At 69.6% G+C, this 18,932-nt stretch carries 14 protein-coding genes and 1 pseudogene; 10 read left to right on the forward strand and 5 right to left on the reverse strand.

The window, feature by feature from the left end; translation table 11 throughout:
- Positions 1 to 32: 32 nt before the first annotated feature.
- Positions 33 to 1,826 carry a serine hydrolase gene (locus ACFYPC_RS24205; protein WP_388679774.1) on the reverse strand — a complete coding sequence of 598 codons (1,794 nt, stop codon included), beginning with the start codon at positions 1,824 to 1,826 and terminating at the stop codon, positions 33 to 35.
- A 172-nt stretch (positions 1,827 to 1,998) separates the two neighbouring features.
- On the opposite strand from ACFYPC_RS24205, the gene ACFYPC_RS24210 reads away from it, so the two are divergent.
- Both ACFYPC_RS24210 and ACFYPC_RS24215 read left to right on the forward strand, forming a co-directional pair.
- Complete coding sequence (locus tag ACFYPC_RS24210; RefSeq protein ID WP_388679777.1) at positions 1,999 to 3,111, forward strand: NAD(P)H-dependent flavin oxidoreductase; 1,113 nt, start codon at positions 1,999 to 2,001, stop codon at positions 3,109 to 3,111.
- Positions 3,112 to 3,116: 5 nt separating this feature from the next.
- Positions 3,117 to 4,670 carry an acyl-CoA synthetase gene (locus ACFYPC_RS24215; protein WP_388680076.1) on the forward strand — a complete coding sequence of 518 codons (1,554 nt, stop codon included), beginning with the start codon at positions 3,117 to 3,119 and terminating at the stop codon, positions 4,668 to 4,670.
- Between the two features lie 24 nt (positions 4,671 to 4,694).
- On the opposite strand, the pseudogene ACFYPC_RS24220 reads toward ACFYPC_RS24215, so the two are convergent.
- Positions 4,695 to 4,823, reverse strand: a pseudogene (locus ACFYPC_RS24220) (penicillin acylase family protein); the annotation flags it as partial.
- 94 nt (positions 4,824 to 4,917) lie between these two features.
- Between ACFYPC_RS24220 and ACFYPC_RS24225 the strand changes: the two are divergent.
- Positions 4,918 to 6,411, forward strand: a complete 1,494-nt coding sequence (locus tag ACFYPC_RS24225; RefSeq protein ID WP_388679779.1) for an acyl-CoA synthetase — start codon at positions 4,918 to 4,920, stop codon at positions 6,409 to 6,411.
- Positions 6,412 to 6,567: 156 nt separating this feature from the next.
- On the opposite strand, the gene ACFYPC_RS24230 is transcribed toward ACFYPC_RS24225, so the two are convergent.
- Both ACFYPC_RS24230 and ACFYPC_RS24235 read right to left on the reverse strand, forming a co-directional pair.
- A complete protein-coding gene (locus ACFYPC_RS24230; protein WP_388679782.1) occupies positions 6,568 to 7,110 on the reverse strand; it encodes a DUF1707 domain-containing protein in 543 nt (180 codons plus the stop codon).
- Between the two features lie 57 nt (positions 7,111 to 7,167).
- Positions 7,168 to 8,787, reverse strand: coding sequence for an acyl-CoA synthetase (locus ACFYPC_RS24235; protein WP_388679784.1), 1,620 nt, complete (start codon positions 8,785 to 8,787; stop codon positions 7,168 to 7,170).
- Between the two features lie 304 nt (positions 8,788 to 9,091).
- Between ACFYPC_RS24235 and ACFYPC_RS24240 the strand changes: the two genes are divergently transcribed.
- The 7 genes from ACFYPC_RS24240 (at position 9,092) to ACFYPC_RS24270 (ending at position 16,617) form a co-directional block, all read left to right on the forward strand.
- Positions 9,092 to 9,892, forward strand: a complete 801-nt coding sequence (locus tag ACFYPC_RS24240) for a crotonase/enoyl-CoA hydratase family protein (protein ID WP_388679785.1) — start codon at positions 9,092 to 9,094, stop codon at positions 9,890 to 9,892.
- Positions 9,893 to 9,966: 74 nt separating this feature from the next.
- Positions 9,967 to 10,923, forward strand: a complete 957-nt coding sequence (locus ACFYPC_RS24245) for a Zn-ribbon domain-containing OB-fold protein (protein WP_388679787.1) — start codon at positions 9,967 to 9,969, stop codon at positions 10,921 to 10,923.
- Positions 10,920 to 11,969 (forward strand): thiolase domain-containing protein, encoded by a 1,050-nt coding sequence (locus tag ACFYPC_RS24250; protein WP_388679789.1) that lies wholly within the window; start codon positions 10,920 to 10,922, stop codon positions 11,967 to 11,969. The genes ACFYPC_RS24245 and ACFYPC_RS24250 overlap by 4 nt, the downstream gene beginning before the upstream one ends.
- Positions 11,966 to 13,132 carry a thiolase domain-containing protein gene (locus ACFYPC_RS24255; RefSeq protein WP_388679792.1) on the forward strand — a complete coding sequence of 389 codons (1,167 nt, stop codon included), beginning with the start codon at positions 11,966 to 11,968 and terminating at the stop codon, positions 13,130 to 13,132. The genes ACFYPC_RS24250 and ACFYPC_RS24255 overlap by 4 nt, the downstream gene beginning before the upstream one ends.
- An 83-nt stretch (positions 13,133 to 13,215) precedes the next feature.
- Positions 13,216 to 13,458 carry a DUF397 domain-containing protein gene (locus ACFYPC_RS24260; RefSeq protein ID WP_384376807.1) on the forward strand — a complete coding sequence of 81 codons (243 nt, stop codon included), beginning with the start codon at positions 13,216 to 13,218 and terminating at the stop codon, positions 13,456 to 13,458.
- Between the two features lie 198 nt (positions 13,459 to 13,656).
- Positions 13,657 to 14,154 carry a hypothetical protein gene (locus ACFYPC_RS24265; RefSeq protein WP_388679794.1) on the forward strand — a complete coding sequence of 166 codons (498 nt, stop codon included), beginning with the start codon at positions 13,657 to 13,659 and terminating at the stop codon, positions 14,152 to 14,154.
- A gap of 102 nt (positions 14,155 to 14,256) precedes the next feature.
- Positions 14,257 to 16,617, forward strand: coding sequence for a glycoside hydrolase N-terminal domain-containing protein (locus ACFYPC_RS24270; RefSeq protein ID WP_388679797.1), 2,361 nt, complete (start codon positions 14,257 to 14,259; stop codon positions 16,615 to 16,617).
- A 70-nt stretch (positions 16,618 to 16,687) separates the two neighbouring features.
- On the opposite strand, the gene ACFYPC_RS24275 is transcribed toward ACFYPC_RS24270, so the two are convergent.
- Positions 16,688 to 18,667 (reverse strand): N-acetylmuramoyl-L-alanine amidase, encoded by a 1,980-nt coding sequence (locus tag ACFYPC_RS24275; RefSeq protein WP_388679800.1) that lies wholly within the window; start codon positions 18,665 to 18,667, stop codon positions 16,688 to 16,690.
- Positions 18,668 to 18,932: the final 265 nt, after the last annotated feature.

Below are 18,932 nucleotides of genomic sequence, written 5' to 3' on the forward strand. Positions count from 1 at the left end.
TGGCGCGTGGCTGGGGAATGCCTGCGGCGGCCTCAGTCGCCGGACTCCACCCAGCCCACCGCCTCGATCCGAGCGGCGTCCGCAGGCCGTGCCTCGTCGAAGAGGACCCGGTCGCCGGACTCGACGCGGAGTCCGTCGACGTACGCGCCGCGCCCGACGTACAGCTGGTCGGTCCGGTATCGCCAGCGTGCGGCGAGCTGCCGCGTCTGCGGGAGGTCGGCTGTGAGCCGCTGCCATACCCGCCCCGACCAGCCGGTGACCGAGCCGGTCGGATGTTCCCGCGGTTCCTCGCCGTGCGGGGCCGCCGTGGTGAAGGGAACCGGCTGCCAGGTCGCGCCGCCGTCGGTGGAGGCCTCCAGGAAGAGGAGGTCCGACTGCGGTTCGGTGTCCCACCACAGGGCGCAGCGCAGGCGCGTGGGGCCGGCGCCGGTGTCGAGTACGGGTAGGGCCAGTGTGGCCGTCGTGGTGCTCGCCATCCCGGAGAACCAGGACGTGCGGCCCCGGGCGGGGCGTACCGGCACGGCGCGCGCCAGGTTGTTCGCCGCGGCGACCCGGGGAGCGGAGCCGGAGCGCCAACTGCGAGCGGGGTGAACGGAGTTGCCAAGGACGATCAGGAACGAGTCGGTCGTCGGGTCGAGGACGAGTGAGGTGCCGGTGAAGCCGGTGTGGCCCGCGGTGCGCGGCGTGGCCATCGCGCCCATGTACCAGTGCTGGTAGAGCTCGAAGCCGAGGCCGTGCTCGTCGCCGGGGAAGGCCGTGTTGAAGTCGGTGAACATCAGGTCCACCGTCTCCGGCTCCAGGATGCGGGCCCCGCCGTACGCGCCCCCGTTGAGCAGTGTGCGGCCGAGAACCGCCAGGTCCCAGGCGCAGGAGAACACACCCGCGTGGCCGGCCACCCCGCCCAGGGAGTACGCGTTCTCGTCGTGCACCTCGCCCCACACCAGCCCCCGGTTCAGCCCCGACCAGGGCAGCCTGGCGTCCTCGGTGGCGGCGATCTTCGGCTTCCAGGAGGCAGGCGGGTTGTAGCGGGTGCGGTGCATGCCGAGCGGTTGGGTGATCTCCTCGTCGAGGAGGGTGTCGAGGGTGCGGCCCGTGATCTCCTCCAGGACGAGTTGGAGCGAGATCAGGTTCAGGTCCGAGTAGAGGTACTTGGTGCCCGGCGGGTTGAGCGGCGCCTCGTTCCAGATGAGTTGGAGTTTTCCCTCCTGGGTCGGCGCGCTGTAGAGGGGGATCCAGGCGCGGAAACCCGAGGTGTGGGTGAGGAGCTGACGGATCGTGATGTCCTGCTTGCCCGCGCCCGCGAACTCCGGGAGGTACGAGGCGACCGTCGCCGTCAGCTCCAGCGTGCCGCGCTCGATCTGCTGGACCGCGAGGATCGAGGTGAACAGCTTCGACACGGAGGCGAGGTCGTAGACGGTGTCCTCGGACGCAGCGATCTGCTGCCCATTGGGGAACTCGACGCCGGTGTCGGTCTTCTCGTCGTACGCCGCATAGCGCACCGCCATGCCGATGGGCTGGTGCAGCGCCACGGTGTCGCCGCGCCCGGCGAGAAGTACGGCACCCGCGTACCAGGGGTGCTTGGGGGAGGGGTTGAGGAACGCCTCGGTGTCGGTGACCAGTTGGCGCAGATGGCCGGGGAGCAGGCCGGCACGCTCGGCCGATCCGTACCGCAGTGTCGGCCGGTCGTCACCAGCTCCTTCGGAGGCCGCCGCGGGCCCTGCCGGGAAGGGGGCGATGGCCAGCGCGCCGCTCAAGGCCAGTATCTGTCGGCCCAGTTGACGACGGGTCGGCCCGCCCGCCGAATTACCCACTGCTTGTTCGGTCATCGAGGAGTCTCCCGCCGCGCCGCCTGAAATTATCTTTCCGGGTTCGCTGTGCGGGGTGAAACTTTCCTGTCAGGGGAGGGGGTGTGTCAACCGTGGCAGGCGAGGCCCGGGAATCTGACGGATCATCAGAAAAGGTCTTCCCTCGTCCGGAGGACTGCGGCATCCTGCGCCCATGCAGACGGAGCTGAGCAGGAGACTGGGAGTCGAGCACGCGATCTTCGGCTTCACGCCGTTTCCCGCGGTCGTCGCGGCCATCAGCCGGGCGGGCGGATTCGGTGTGCTCGGTGCGGTCCGCTACGCCGCCCCCGACGACCTCAAACGCGATCTCGACTGGATCGAGGCGAACGTCGACGGGAGGCCCTACGGCCTCGATGTCGTCATGCCGGCCAAGAAGGTCGAGGGCGTCAGCGAGGCCGACGTCGAAGCGATGATCCCCGAGGGGCACCGGCAGTACGTCAGGGACACCCTGGCCAAGTACGACGTGCCCGAGCTCGCCGAGGGCGAGGTGTCGGGATGGCGGATCACGGGGTGGATGGAGCAGGTCGCCCGCACTCAGCTGGACGTCGCCTTCGACTACCCGATCACACTGCTGGCCAACGCGCTCGGGTCGCCGCCCGGCGATGTCGTCGAGCGCGCCCACGAGCGCGGGGTGCTCGTCGCAGCCCTTGCGGGCAGCGCCCGGCACGCCCGCAAGCACGCCGAGGCGGGCATCGACATCGTCGTCGCGCAGGGCTATGAGGCGGGCGGCCACACCGGGGAGATCGCCTCGATGGTGCTCACCCCCGAAGTCGTGGAAGCCGTCGACCCGTTGCCCGTACTCGCCGCCGGTGGCATCGGCAGCGGACAGCAGGTGGCCGCCGCGCTCAGCCTCGGTGCCCAAGGTGTGTGGCTCGGCTCCATATGGCTGACCGTGACAGAGGCCGAGATGCACTCCCGCGGCGTCACGCGGAAGCTGCTCGCCGCAGGATCCGGCGACACGGTCCGCTCACGCGCGCTGACCGGAAAACCGGCACGGCAACTGCGTACCGAGTGGACCGACGCCTGGGACGACCCGAGCGGGCCCGGCACGCTTCCCATGCCCTTGCAGGGCCTGCTCGTGGCCGAGGCGCTCTCCCGGATCCAGAAGTACGAGGTGGAGCCACTGCTCGGCACACCCGTCGGGCAGATCGTCGGCCGGATGAACAGCGAGCGCAGTGTCCAGGAGGTTTTCGACGACCTGACCCGGGGGTTCGAGCACGCCGTCGACCGGATCAACCGCATCGCAGGAAGGGGCGACCCGTCGTGAGCAAGGTGGAGAGTGCGCCGCCGAACGGCTTCTGGGCCCAGGCCGCGGCCGACCCGGAGCGAACGGTCCTCATCACCCCGGCAGGAGAGGAGTGGAGCGCCGGCCGGCTGCACGCCTGCGCCAATCAACTGGTCCACGGACTGCGCGACGCGGGCCTCGCACGCGGGGACGCCTTCGCGATCGTCCTGCCCAACAGCGTCGAGTTCGTCGTCGCCTACCTCGCCGCCTCACAGGCGGGCTTCTACCTCGTTCCCGTCAACCATCACCTCGTCGGCCCCGAGATCGCCTGGATCGTCGCTGACTCGGGAGCCAAGGTGCTCATCGCGCACGAGCGCTTCGCGGACGCCGCACGTCACGCCGCGGACGAGGCGATGCTGCCGGTCAAGCACCGCTACTGCGTCGGCCGCGGCGAGGGCTTCCGGCCGTACACCGAACTGCTGGACGGACAGAGCGCATCGGTGCCCGAGGACCGCACACTCGGCTGGGTCATGAACTACACCTCGGGCACCACGGGCCGCCCACGCGGCATCCGGCGCCCGCTGCCCGGCAAGCTCCCCGAGGAGACGTATCTCGGCGGCTTCCTCGGCATCTTCGGCATCAAGCCGTACGACGACAATGTGCACCTCGTCTGCTCGCCGCTCTACCACACCGCCGTTCTGCAGTTCGCGGGCGCGTCCCTGCACATCGGCCACCCTCTGGTGCTGATGGACAAGTGGACGCCCGAAGAGATGCTCCGTGTGATCGACGCACACAGGTGCACCCACACCCATATGGTCCCGACCCAGTTCCACCGGCTGCTGGCACTCCCCGACGAGGTGAGGGCCCGCTACGACGTCTCCGCCATGCGGCACGCGATCCATGGCGCGGCCCCGTGCCCGGACCATGTGAAGCGGGCGATGATCGAGTGGTGGGGCGAGTGTGTGGAGGAGTACTACGCGGCCAGTGAGGGCGGCGGGGCCTTCGCGACCGCCGAGGACTGGCTCAAGAAGCCCGGCACGGTCGGCAGGGCCTGGCCGATCAGTGAACTCGCCGTCTTCGACGACGACGGCAACAGGCTGCCGCCCGGTGAACTCGGCACCGTCTACATGAAGATGAGCACCGGCGGATTCTCGTACCACAAGGACGAGAGCAAGACGAAGAAGAACCGCATCGGCGACTTCTTCACCGTCGGCGACCTCGGTCTGCTCGACGAGGACGGCTATCTCTTCCTCCGCGACCGCAAGATCGACATGATCATCTCGGGTGGGGTCAACATCTATCCGGCCGAGATCGAGGCCGCGCTCCTCGCGCACCCCGCGGTCGCCGACGCGGCGGCCTTCGGCATCCCGCACGACGGCTGGGGTGAGCAGGTCAAGGCGGTGATCGAGCCCGCTCCCGGACACGAACCGGGCGCCGCCCTCGCCGCGGACATTCTCGAGCACTGCGAACGGCAGCTCGCGGGCTACAAGCGCCCCAGGAGCGTCGACTTCATCGAGACGATGCCGCGCGATCCGAACGGGAAGCTGTACAAGCGGCGGTTGCGCGATCCGTACTGGGAGGGGCGCGACCGGGTGGTGTGAGAGAGCGCCGGACCAGCTGCGACCGATGGTGTGGCCTGGGGCCCGGTCGGGACCGAAGCAGCGGGAACGATCGCCGCGTAAGGTCGGGAAGCCGTCGGCGAGCGTGCACATCTGGTCGGCGGCCTGCGCCCAGCCGGTGCCGAAACCGAGGCTGGGTATGTGCCGGCCGGCGTGAGCGGGGTGTCCGTTCCCGTCACTGTGCGTCCGGCTTGACCTCCTCGACGCGATGGAACGAGGATCATGTGTCATGACGCCTGAACACGGCAGCACGGTTGACGGAGTGCTGAAGGGCAGCGCCCGGCGTGTCCCGGCCCGCATCGCGGTCGAGTACCGCGAGCGCTCCTGGACGTACGCGGAACTCGACGACGCCGTGTCACGCGCGGCGAGCGTGCTGCTGGAGCAGGGGCTCGCCCCCGGCGACCGCGTCGGCGCCTACGGCCACAACTCGGACGCGTACCTGATCGGCTTCCTCGCCTGCGCCCGCGCGGGACTGGTCCACGTGCCGGTCAACCAGAACCTGACCGGCGACGACCTCGCGTACATCGTTGGCCAGTCCGGCAGTTCCCTTGTCCTGACCGACCCGGACCTCGCCGCCCGACTCCCCGAGTCGGTACGTACGTTGCCGCTGCGGGACGCGGGCGACTCGCTGCTCGCGCGGCTGGACGCGGCGCCCGTGTACGAGGGTACCGAGCCGCGGACCGATACGCTCGTGCAGTTGCTCTACACCTCGGGCACCACCGCTCTTCCCAAGGGCGCGATGATGACGCACCGCGCCCTGGTGCACGAGTACCTGAGCGCGATCGCGGCCCTTGACCTGAGCCCGGGGGACCGGCCCGTGCACGCGCTGCCGCTCTACCACTCGGCGCAGATGCATGTGTTCCTGCTGCCGTACCTCGCGGTCGGCGCGCCGAACGTCATCATCGACGCGCCCGACGCGGACCATATCTTCGAGCTGATCGAGGCCGGCCGCGCGGACAGTTTCTTCGCCCCGCCCACCGTGTGGATCGGTCTGTCGAACCGTCCCGACTTCGCGTCCCGTGACCTGAGCGGACTGCGCAAGGCGTACTACGGGGCGTCGATCATGCCGGTGCCCGTACTGGAGCGGCTGCGCGCCAGGCTGCCGAAGCTGGCCTTCTACAACTGCTTCGGCCAGAGCGAGATCGGCCCGCTGGCCACGGTCCTGGCGCCGGACGAGCACAAGGGGCGGATGGACTCCTGCGGACGTACGGTCCTGTTCGTGAACGCGAAGGTGGTCGACGAGAACGGCAAGGAGGTCCCCGACGGGACGCAGGGTGAAGTCGTCTACCGTTCCCCGCAGTTGTGCGAGGGGTACTGGGACAAGCCGGAGGAGACGGCCGAGGCGTTCCGCGACGGCTGGTTCCACTCCGGGGACCTGGCGGTGCGGGACGCCCACGGGTACTTCACCGTCGTCGACCGGGTGAAGGACGTCATCAACTCCGGTGGCGTGGTGATCGCTTCACGCCAGGTCGAGGACGCGCTGTACACGCATGAGGGGGTCGCCGAAGTGGCGGTGATCGGCCTTCCTGACGAGCGTTGGATCGAGGCGGTCACCGCTGTCGTCGTTCCCCGCGGTGAGGTCACCGAGGCCGAACTCCTCGCGTACGCACGGGAGAAGCTCGCCCACTTCAAGGCGCCCAAGCGGGTGCTGTTCGTGGACGAGCTGCCGCGCAACGCCAGCGGGAAGATCCTCAAGCGGGAGTTGCGGGAAAGGTTTGCCTGAGGTCTGGGCGCCAGTGCCACACTCCCGAGCCCGCTGTGCCCCGCGGGTTCGCCCGTGCCTGTGGTCGGTCGAGCCGTGGGTTCGCCTGCCTGTGGTCGGTCGAGCCGCGGGTTCGCCTGCCTACGGCCGATGGGCGCGGCGCCGGCATCCGCAACGTCATCGCCGTGCGTGGCGGATCTTCAGCCGTCCGAACCCCATGGACCCGGAGATCCGGATCGTCGGTCCGCCAGGGCGTGAGCGCCGCGGGATTTTGTAGCGCCAGTCCTTCCACCCGGTCTGCAGCTCCCCGACTTCGACGGTCGCTTCGCGAGGCACCGTGATTCTTGCCCTGCCGGTGCCGAGGTGCAGCTCGATGTCGACCACCGGATGCTCGATGACCGCCCGGGACAGGTCCAGGTGCACCCTTCCGAAGGCGGACTCGATCTTGAGGGTGCGTGGCACCCGCCAAGCGCCGCGCCGCTGGATCCGCCCGCCTGCGGCGGCGATCGTCGACGTACTCTCCGCGGGCTCCTCCGGGAGTGAGGACAGCGCCGACACGAGCTCGCCGCGCGTTGTGGCGGTGAGTGCCCGGTGCAGGCGTTCGTCCATCTCCTCGTGCGAGATGTGCCCTTCGGCGTACCCCTGCTGCACGCGCCGCACGGCGGTGTCGCGGTCGTCCTCGGTGATCAGCGTCGGCGGCTTTTCCGGCAGGGAACTCACCGTTTCACTCTAGTCGCTCGGCGGTGAGACGGACGGTGCGCGGTGTGCCGGGAGACCTCAGCGAGCCGCCTCCGCCGCCACCGACCGAGCCCATCGATAGTCCGCCTTTCCGCTCGGCGACCGCTCGATGGCCTCCGTGATGACGAGCTGACGCGGGATCTTGTAGCCCGCGAGGTGGGAGCGGCAGTGGGTCTGGATGTCGTCCAGGGAGAGTCGGTCGGCGCCGCCGCGGAGCTGGACCACCGCCGCCACGTGGTTGCCCCACTTCTCGTCGGGCACTCCGGCGACGAGGGCGTCGTAGACGTCGGGATGGGACTTGAGGGCTTGTTCGACCTCTTCCGGATAGACCTTCTCGCCACCGGTGTTGATGCACTGCGAGCCACGGCCGAGGACGGTCACGATGCCCTCCTCGTCGACTGTGGCCATGTCGCCGAGGAGCACCCAGCGCTCGCCGTCCTTCTGGAAGAAGGTCTCGGCGGTCTTCTTCGGGTCGTTGTAGTAGCCGAGGGGCACATGGCCGCGCTGTGCGATGCGGCCTGGCTCGCCCACGGCGATCGGTTCGTAGGTGGCCGGATCGACCACCTCTGTACGGGAGTTGACCCGCACCCGGAATCCTCGCTCAGGGCCCGAGTCCGCCGTGGCCGTGCCGTTGAAGCCGGACTCCGACGAGCCGAAGTTGTTGAGCAGCAGCACGTTCGGGACGAGTGCCTGGAACTGCTCGCGCACGGTCTCCGACATGATCGCTCCGGAGGAGGACACGCTGAACAGGGAGGAGCAGTCGGTGCCCTTCAAGGGCCCGTTGAGCGCGTCGATCAGCGGCCGCAGCATCGCGTCCCCGACCAGCGACACGCTGGTGACCTGCTCCCTCTCGATCGTCCGCAGCACCTCCTCCGGCACGAACTTGCGGTGGATCACGATGCGTTGGCCGAAGTTGAAGCCGATGAAGGCCGTGAGGGTCGAAGTGCCGTGCATCAGCGGGGGTGTGGGGAAGAAGGTGATGCCCTCGCCTCCGGCCGCGACGCGCTCGGCCAGTTCCTCCGGACTGCTGACCGGCTCGCCCGTCGGGGCACCTCCGCCCAACCCGGAGAAGAACAGATCCTCCTGGCGCCACATCACCCCCTTGGGCATCCCGGTCGTGCCGCCGGTGTAGATGATGAACTGGTCGTCCGCCGAGCGCTGCGGGAAGCCCCGCTCCGGGGATCCGGCGGCCTCGGCGTCGGTGAATTCGACCGCGGGCACCGGGACGGCATCGGGGGCGGGCGATCCCACCCGGACGAGATGCCGCAGAGCCGGAGCCCGTGGCAGTGCCGCCGCCACCCGCTCCGTGAACTCCGCGTCGAAGACCAGGGCCACCAGATCCGCGTCCCGGTAGAGGTAGACCAACTCCTCTTCCACGTAACGGTAGTTCACGTTCACCGGAACGACTCGCGCCTTCAGACAGGCGAGTACGGTCTGCAGATACTCGATGCCGTTGTAGAGGTGCAGCCCGAGGTGCTCGCCGGGGCGAACGCCTCTGTCGATCAAGTGGTGCGCGATGCGGTTCGCGGCCGTGTCCAGCTGTGCGTACGACAGCCGGCGCTCGGCACCGGTGCCGGGGTGGTCGATGTACACAAGCGCCTCGCGGTCGGGGACCACGTCGACGACCGACTCGAACAGGTCGGCAAGGTTGTACTCCACCGCTCCTCCTGACCCCGGACGATCATGGCGCCCATCGGTGCGACGTCATCGGCTGGGCGCCATCGGCTCGACGGTCATCAGAGCAAAGCCGGACCCAACTGTGAAGGGTCCGCGCAGAAGTAATCTGACTACCTGTCAGAAAACCCTTGTACTGGCTCGAAGCCTCCTGCAACCTGTTCTCGCATCCGAGAGCTCGCAAGGGCCGGAGGCGGTCGCAACAGCCCGAGCGGTCCGGGACGTCCGGGACGTCCGGGACGGCCAGGACGGCCAGGAGGGCCAGGACGGTCCGAGACGGGAGGAACCCATGGGTGGGACGGAACACCTCACCGTGCAGCGCGAAGGCGCCACGCTGGTGCTCACGCTCAACAGGCCCGAGGCCAAGAACGCGCTCTCACTGCCGATGCTGGTCGGCCTGTACGACGGCTGGATCGAGGCCGACGAGGACGACACGATCCGCTCGATCGTGCTCACCGGCGCGGGGGGCGCGTTCTGCGCCGGGATGGATCTCAAGGCACTGGCCGGAAAGGGCATGGAGGGCGCGGAGTACCGTGACCGGCTCAAGGCGGACCCGGATCTGCACTGGAAGGCGATGCTCCGCCACCACCGTCCGCGCAAGCCCGTGATCGCCGCCGTCGAAGGGCACTGCGTCGCGGGCGGCACCGAGATACTCCAGGGCACCGACATCCGTGTCGCCGGCCGCTCAGCGACCTTCGGGCTCTTCGAGGTGCGGCGCGGACTGTTCCCGATCGGCGGCTCCACGGTCCGCCTCCAACGGCAGATCCCGCGCACCCACGCCCTCGAAATGCTGCTCACGGGCCGCCCGTACACGGCGCGGGAAGCCGCCGACATCGGTCTGATCGGGCATGTCGTCCCCGACGGAACCGCCCTCGACAAGGCCCTCGCGGTCGCCGAGCAGATCAACGACTGCGGCCCGCTGGCCGTCGAGGCCGTCAAGGCGTCCGTGTACGAGACCGCCGAGATGACCGAGACCGACGGACTCGCCGCCGAACTGGCGCGCGGCTGGCCGGTCTTCGACACCGCCGACGCCAAAGAGGGCTCCCGGGCCTTCGCAGAGAAGCGCCCGCCCCTCTACCGGCGCGCCTGATCTCCGCCCGTCCACCGGCGCGCCCGACCCCGCCCGTCCACCGGCGCGCCCGACCATCGAAGGAGACATCCGGGATGCCCGAAGTCCTCAAAGCCCCCCTCGTCGTCGAGTTCCCCTTCACCCGGTCGCTCGGCCCCGTCCAGAGCGCGTTCCTCACCGGCCTGCGCGAGCGCGTAGTCCTCGGTGTACGGACCGGCGACGGCCGCACCCTCGTACCGCCCGTCGAGTACGACCCTGTCACCGCCGAGGAGATACGCGACCTGGTCGAGGTAGCCCCCACCGGCACCGTCACCACCTGGGCCTGGAACCACGAACCCCGCCGCGGCCAGCCCCTCGGCACCCCCTTCGCCTGGGTCCTGGTCCGGCTCGACGGCGCCGACACGGGCCTCCTGCACGCGCTCGACGCCCCCGGCCCTGACGCCGTACACACGGGAATGCGCGTCCGCGTCCGCTGGGCCGGGGAACGCTCCGGCGCCATCACCGACATCGCCTGCTTCGAGCCGTACGACGGCGAGCCGTGGCAGCCCGCCGGGGCCGGGCACGACGGCCACTTCGAGGACCTGGTGACCGGCATCGTCGCCCCCGCCCGCCTTGACTACGTCTACTCACCCGGCCGCGCCCAGTCGGCCTACATCAGCGCCCTCTCCGAGCAGCGGACCGTCGGGGAGCGCTGCCCGTCCTGCCGCAAGGTGTACGTCCCGCCCAGGGGTGCGTGTCCCACGTGTGGGATCGCCACGTCGGAACAGGTGGAAGTGGGCCCGGCCGGCACCGTCACGACGTACTGCATCGTCAACATCAAGGCTGGTCACACGGCGAATCTCGACATCGAAGTGCCCTACGTCTACGCGCACATCGCCCTCGACGGCGCCGACCTCGCCCTGCACGGCCGGATCGGCGGCATCCCCTACGACCAGGTGCGCATGGGCCTACGGGTCGAGCCGGTGTGGACGGAAGGCGGCCGTTACCCCGACCACTACCGGCCGAGCGGCGAACCGGACGCGGACTACGACATGTACAAGGAGCTGCTGTGACGCGTGAGATTGCCGTGGTCGCCTTCGCGCAGAACGACCACCGGCGCACCAGCGACGAGCAGTCCGAGGTGGAGATGCTCATCCCGGTCCTGCACGACGTCCTGGACCGGACGGGGCTGAAGACCAGCGACATCGGTTTCACCTGCTCCGGCTCCACGGACTACCTCGCGGGCCGCGCCTTCTCCTTCACGATGGCGCTCGACGGAGTGGGCGCCTGGCCGCCGATATCCGAGTCGCACGTGGAGATGGACGGCGCGTGGGCGCTGTACGAGGCATGGACCAAACTGCTGACCGGTGACGCCGACACCGCGCTCGTCTACGCGTACGGCAAGTCGTCACCCGGCTCCGTACGGGACGTTCTGACCCGGCAGCTCGACCCGTACTACGTGGCGCCGCTGTGGCCGGACTCCGTCGCGCTCGCGGCGCTCCAGGCGCAGGCGCTCATCGACGCGGGCGAGACCGACGAACCCGCGCTCGCCACGGTCGCCGCCCGCAGCCGCGCATCCGCATCCGCCAACTCCCATGCGCAGCTGCGGGGTTCGGTGCCTCAGGGGGACTACGTCGTACGTCCGCTGCGCACCGGTGACTGCCCGCCCATCGGCGACGGGGTCGCCGCCGTGATCCTCGCGGCGGGGGAGCGGGCCCGCGAACTGTGCGCGCGGCCCGCCTGGATCCGGGGCATCGACCACCGCATCGAGGCGCACAGCCTCGGGGTGCGCGACCTGACGGACTCGCCGTCCACGCGCCTCGCCGCCGAGCGGGCCGGCGTCTTCGAACGCCCCGTGGACACCGCCGAGTTGCACGCGCCCTTCTCCTCGCAGGAGCTCGTCCTGCGCAAGGCGCTGCGCCTCGGTGACGACGTGAACGTCAACCCCTCCGGAGGCGCGCTCGCCGCCAACCCGGTGATGGCGACGGGGCTCATCCGCATCGGCGAGGCAGCCGCCCGCATCCACCGCAGCGAGTCCGACAGGGCGCTGGCCCATGCCACTTCGGGCCCGTGCCTCCAGCAGAACCTGGTCGCCGTACTGGAAGGGGATGCCCGATGAGCAAGGAGCCCGTGGCCGTCGTGGGCATCGGCCAGACCAAGCATGTGGCCGCCCGACGGGACGTGTCGATCGCGGGACTTGTCCGCGAGGCCGCCCAACGCGCCCTCCAAGACGCGGAGTTGACATGGGCCGACATCGACGCGGTGGTCATCGGCAAGGCGCCCGACTTCTTCGAGGGCGTCATGATGCCGGAGCTGTATCTCGCCGACGCGCTCGGCGCCGTCGGCAAACCGATGCTCAGGGTGCACACGGCGGGCTCGGTCGGCGGATCGACGGCGCTCGTCGCCACCAACCTGATCGCCGCGCGCGTGCACGGCACCGTGCTGACCCTGGCCTACGAGAAGCAGTCCGAGTCGAACGCCATGTGGGGCCTGTCGTTGCCGGTCCCCTTCACGCAGCCGTTGCTCGCCGGGGCGGGCGGCTTCTTCGCGCCGCACATCCGGGCGTACATGCGGCGCTCGGGCGCGCCCGAGACGGTCGGCTCGCTGGTCGCCTACAAGGACCGCCGCAACGCGCTGAAGAACCCGTACGCACATCTCCACGAGCACGACATCACGCTGGAGAAGGTCCAGGCCTCGCCCATGCTGTGGGACCCGGTCCGGTACTCGGAGACCTGCCCGTCCTCGGACGGTGCGTGCGCGATGATCCTCACCGACCGGGCGGGGGCGGCCCGTTCGCCCCGCCCGCCCGCGTGGCTGCACGGTGGCGCGATGCGCAGCGAGCCGACCATGTTCGCGGGCAAGGACTTCGTGTCGCCGCAGGCGGGCAAGGACTGCGCGGCGGACGTGTACCGGCAGGCAGGCATCGCCGACCCGCGCCGTGACATCGACGCCGTCGAGATGTACGTGCCGTTCTCCTGGTACGAGCCGATGTGGCTGGAGAACCTCGGTTTCGCCGCGGAGGGCGAGGGCTGGAAGCTCACCGAGTCCGGGGTGACGGAGCTTGACGGGGACCTGCCCGTCAACATGTCGGGCGGAGTGCTCTCCACCAATCCGATCGGCGCCTCCGGCATGATCCGCTTCGCCGAGGCGGCACTTCAGGTACGCGGGCAGGCGGGAGATCACCAGGTCGACGGGGCACGCCGGGTGCTGGGGCACGCCTACGGCGGCGGATCCCAGTTCTTCTCGATGTGGCTGGTCGGGGCCGCGCCGCCCGCCTCCTGAAACCGTCCCCCTCACGTGGCCTGTCCGCCGCCCGAACCGATCGCTAGGCTGGCCGCGGACGACGAATCGGGAGGAGCACGGACGTGGCCGAAAGCACCATTGAGCAGCACCCGCTCGCGGGCTGGGACAAGCCGGAGCTGGACCTCAGCAGGGCCGAGTGGCATTCCAGCAGCCGAGGGCGGGGAGACGTCCAGATCGCATTCGTCGAGGGCTTCATCGCGATGCGCAACAGCGGCCGACCCGAAAGTCCTTCCTTGATCTTCACACCGGCGGAGTGGGGCGCGTTCGTGTCGGGCGCCCGGGAGGGCGAGTTCGACCTGACCTGAGCGCCGACCGCTACGGAGGTGATCCTCCCCTCTCCTTGCCCAGGACAAGAGGGGAGGATGGCCACTGTTCGACGTCCGGGCGGGCAGGTGGATCAACGAAGGCCATGTGCTCGACGAGGACGGAACAACCGTCCGCGCGGCCGCGTGCAAGGCCCGCCCCCGGGGCCCGGTTCACGACCGTGCACGTACCATTACGGCATGTCCTTTCTCCGCCGCCGCAGCGCCACTCCCGCCGGGCCCGACTTCGATGTTCTGGCCATGGACCCGGGCGACTGGCCGGGCAATCTCGGTGCCGGCCTGCTGCCCGCTCCCGACGGCAGCTGCCAGGGCGTCTTCCTGCGCTACGACCTGTTCGGCGGCCGCGGCCCCGCGATGATCATCGGCAATCTCCCGGAGGGCTCCCCGGCCCGTGACGTGCCCGAGGGAGAAGTCCCCTTCGAGGTGGCCCAGCTGCTGCTCGCACTGGAGAACGACGAGGAGGTCACCGTCGTCGGCACCGAGGACATGCCGGTGATGCAGGGTGACAACCTTCTGATCGTGCGCCGCCTCAAGCTCTCCGAGACCCGCATCTCCTGCGTGCAGTTCGACCGCAGCGACAAGGTGCTGGTCACCATCGCCGCCTGGGACCGCCCCATCACCGACGATCTGTACACACTGCTCAAGCCGCTGCCGGCGGAGCTGTTCCAGCAGGGCTGAACCGTCTCAAAGCCGCCTCTTCCGGGCCGTGGGCGTTCGTGGTTCTGTACGGCTTGTCATGACCCTTGTCGGTCAGACATCGGACCATTACCTTCCCGTGGTATGTCGCATGAGATATCCCGAAGAACCACGCTGAAAACCGCACTCGGCGGCGCGGGAGGGCTGGCACTGGGTGGGGGAGTTCTCGCCCAGTCGGCGGACGCTGCAGATTCCTCCGATGTCTTTCAAGAGGATGTCGGCTTAGCCCTCTGGTACGCGGCCCCCGCCGCGGACTGGGAGCGCGAGGCCTTGCCCCTCGGCGGGGGCGCGCTCGGTGCCATGGTGTTCGGCACCCTTGCCACCGAGCGGCTCCAGTTCAACGAGAAGACCCTGTGGACCGGCGGCCCCGGCTCGCGGCAGGGCTACGACTTCGGCAACTGGCGCACACCCCGCCCCGGCGCGATCACCGCCGTACAGGAGCAGATCGACGCCGAGACCAAGCTCGACCCCGTCGCCGTCGCCGCCGAGCTCGGCCAGACCAAGGCCGGATTCGGCGCGTACCAGACCTTCGGCGACCTCCACCTCGATCTGCCCGGCGCTCCGGCGCAGACCCCCGACTCCTACCGTCGCGCCCTCGATCTGCGCGAGGCGGTCGCCACCGTCACGTACACGGACGATCAACAGGCGCGTCACCACCGGGAGTTCTTCGTCTCCCATCCCGACAACGTCATCGTGGGTCGCCTCACCGGCGGAGTCGGCGTCACCCTGCGCTACACCTCACCCAGGGCCGATTTCGTCGCGACCGCGAGCGGGGACCGGGTCACCGTGCGCGGCGAACTCGCCGACAACGGGATGAAGTTCGAGGCGCAGCTCCGCGTACGGCAGGAAGGCGGCAGCCTTGTCGCCAACCCTGACGGTACTTTGACCGTCACCGGGGCCGACAGTGTCTGGTTCGTGCTGGCCGCGGGCACCGACTACGCCGACACCTACCCCGATTACCGCGGAGCCGACCCGCACGCGAGCGTGACCAAGACGGTCAACAGCGCGTTCGGTAAAGGCTATTCGGCACTCCGGGCCCGCCATGTGCGCGACCACCGCGCCCTGTTCGACCGGGTCGCGCTCGACATCCGAGCGGAGGTCCCCGACGTTCCGACGGACCAGCTGCTCGCCGGCTACACGGGCGGGACGACTGCCACGGACCGCGCCCTGGAGGGTCTCTTCTTCCAGTACGGCCGCTACCTCCTCATCGCCTCCTCGCGCCCCGGCTCGCTGCCGGCCAACCTCCAGGGCGTGTGGAACCAGAGCACCGCGCCACCCTGGTCGGCGGACTACCACGTCAACATCAACCTGCAGATGAACTACTGGCTCGCCGAGGCCGCGAACCTCGCCGAGACGACAGTCCCGTACGACCGTTTCGTCGAGGCGCTGCGCGCTCCCGGACGGCGTACCGCCGAAGAGATGTTCAGCTCGCGCGGCTGGGTCGTGCACAACGAGACGAATCCGTACGGCTTCACAGGCGTGCACACCTGGGCGACCTCCTTCTGGTTCCCGGAGGCGGCGGCCTGGCTGACCGGGCAGCTGTACGAGCACTACCGGTTCGGCGGATCCACGGCCTACCTGCGCTCCACCGCCTATCCCGCGATGAAGGAAGCCGCCGAGTTCTGGCTCGACAACCTGCGCACCGACCCGCGCGACGGAACCCTCGTCGTCACACCCAGCTACTCGCCCGAGCACGGGGACTTCACGGCGGGCGCGGCGATGTCGCAGCAGATCGTGCACGACCTGTTCACCAACACGCTGGAGGCCGCGCGGATTCTGGGCGACAGCCCGGAGTTCCGCGAGCAACTGGCCGGAACACTCGGTCAGCTGGATCCCGGGCTGCGGATCGGTTCATGGGGGCAGCTTCAGGAGTGGAAGTCGGACCTGGACGACCCGGCCGACGACCACCGGCATGTCTCGCACCTCTATGCCCTGCACCCGGGGCGGCAGATCGAGCCCGGCAGTCAGTGGGCGGACGCCGCGAGGGTCTCGCTCACCGCGCGCGGCGACGGCGGAACCGGCTGGTCCAAGGCCTGGAAGATCAACTTCTGGGCGCGGCTGCGAGACGGCGACCATGCCCACAAGATGCTCGGTGAACAGCTCAAGTCCTCGACGCTGCCCAATCTTTGGGACACTCATCCGCCGTTCCAGATCGACGGCAACTTCGGTGCGACGTCCGGGGTCGTCGAGATGCTGCTGCAGAGCCAGCACAATGTGATCGAGGTGCTCCCCGCGCTGCCCGCGGCCTGGCCGGACGGATCGGTGCGCGGTCTGCGCGCCCGTGGCGGTGCCACGCTCGACATCGACTGGGCGGACGGCAAGGCCACACGCATCACGCTGACCGCCCACCGGACCCGCGAACTCACCGTACGCAGCGAGCTGCTGGAGGGGGGCGAGGTGGTTTTCAAGGCGGTCGCCGGCCGACGGTACGTCTGGAAAGCGTAGTGCGGCTCCAGTGATCGCGGCTGGGGTGAGGGAGCCGGGTCCGTGTGTCCAGCGGACCCGGCACCCCTCATCACGAGGCCGAGGAGGCCACCCGCACATCGGCGGCGCGCACGAACGCCACCCGATGCCCGAACTGGATCTCGTAGTACATGTCCTTGCCGACCACGACCTTGTGCGCAGCCGTGTCGAACGTCGGCGCAAAGTAGTACTCGCCCGGCACCTTGTCACCGACCGCGTACTCCTGGCCCGCCAGCAGTTTGTACGGCAGGGGTGAGACCGACTGGACGGGTACGCCCGCCGGGTACGCCGCCTTCTCCGGGTAGGCGCGTCCGTAGACGGGGATCTCCGGGAGACCTGTCCTGGGTGTGATCACGAGCCCCGACGCGCTCACCGCCGTGGGCTGCTTCTGCGGGTTCTTGAACCAGGCCTTCTGACCCAGGTACCAGATCGCCGTCCAGTCGCCGTCGCGGCCGGCCACCGCGTACCGCTGTCCGGTGGAGACCCGGGAGCCGATGTCGTTCACGCCGATCGTGGAGGCGGCGCCGCCCGGTCGCAGACCGATGTCCTTGATCAGGGGTGATGTCTCGTCGGCCGCGCTGTAGAGCCGCACCTCGCTGGAACCGTGCACGGCGCAGGGCTCACCCGCGGTGACGCAACCGGTGTAGGCGGGCCGGTTCGCGGTGAAGTCCGGCAGCACGGTCACCAGCCCGCCGCCGGCCTTTGCCGTGCCGCGGAAGGGGTGGCCGATCAGGGTGAAGTAGTGCTGCCAGTCCCAGTACGGCCCCGGGTCGGTGTGCATGCCGGGGATGGTCGACGCCGTCGTGCCCGGAACGTTGTCGTGGCCCAGGATGTGCTGTCGGTCCAGCGGAATGCCGTACTTCTTGGCGAGGTAGGCCACCAGCCGTGCCGAGGACCGGTACATCTCCTCCGTGTACCAGGCGTCGGGCGAGGCGAGGAAACCCTCGTGCTCCAGGCCGATCGACTTGGCGTTGACGTACCAGTTGCCCGCGTGCCAGGCCACGTCCTTGGCCTTCACATGCTGGGCGATGTGACCATCGGTCGAGCGGAGGGTGTAGTTCCACGACACATAGGTCGGGTCCTGGACCATTTGCAGGACACCGTTCCAGGTGCCTTCCGTGTCATGGATGACGATGTACTTGATGCTCTGCGAGGCGGGCCGGCTGCCGAGGTCGTGATTTCCGTAGTCGCCGTCGCCGAACTCCTCGTAAGGCGCCGGGATCCACTCGCAGGACACCGTCGTCGGGCACTCCGTGCCGGCCGCGGAGACCGTGCGCAGCCCGGTTCGCCCGAGCTGAGCGGTGTCCGGGACCAGCCCGGGCTGAGCCGCCAGCTCGACCCGCTGACCGGCGTCCGTGGTGCGCTGCTCGCCGCCGCGGATCACGTCGTAGACGTCATCGGCGTACGTCGCCGCCGTCGAGCTGTCGTCCGCGCCCGAGAAGCGTGCCACCGCCCCGTACCAGTCGGCGGCGTTGCCGCTCAACGGCTCGCCGAGGTCCCGCTGTGCGGCGGCGAGGAGTGCCGCGCCGCCCGCCACGTTCGCCGCCGTGTCCGTACGCAGCTGCTCCGCCGGCAGGCCGGTGAGCTCGGCCGCCTTCGTCAAGGTCTTGAGGCGGGCGGGGAGTTCGGAGTTCTCCGGCACTGCGGTGTCGGGGTGCAGGGCCGGGCGCGAACTGTCGCCGCGGGCGTCCTCCGTGCCCTCGCTGTGGTGTGGCGCTTCAGCGATCGCCGTACGCGCGTCGGTGAGGTGCATGGGGCCGTAGCCGCCGCTGACGCTCGGCGCTCCGCCGTGCGCGTCCCAGCGGGACTGCAGATAGGAGACGGCAAGGAGCACACTCTGCGGCACGTGGTACTGGGCGGCCGCGTCGGCGAAGGCGCTCTGCAACTGTGCCGAGGAGGCCTGCACGGTGTTGTCGGAGGGGGCCGCGCCGAGCAGTGGCAGCAGCAGTGCTGCCGAGGCGACGGTGCCCGCGGTCCTGCGCGCGCCTCTGCGCCCGGCGGTGGTCCTGGGATCGGTGACGGGTCCTCGCAAAGCAGCCTCCTGGGACGGTCGAGCGCGGTGGGGCGTGCGGGGCCGAACGTGCGTCAGTGGTATCGGCTCGCGGACGATCCGTCAATCATGCCCAGAGGCAGGCGATTTCCCACGTCAGGAAGGGGTGAAGGAGATTTCGTGGCGGCAGTGTGGTCGCTGGTGGAGTGTCAGTGATGTGGGCCGATAACCCGGCTGGGGGATGTACAACCCGAGCGCGACCGGAACACCCCCGGGCATGACGAAGGTCCGCGGTGCGCCCCTGTCC

It is taken from the genome of Streptomyces sp. NPDC005808, assembly GCF_042871385.1.
Classification (GTDB): domain Bacteria; phylum Actinomycetota; class Actinomycetes; order Streptomycetales; family Streptomycetaceae; genus Streptomyces.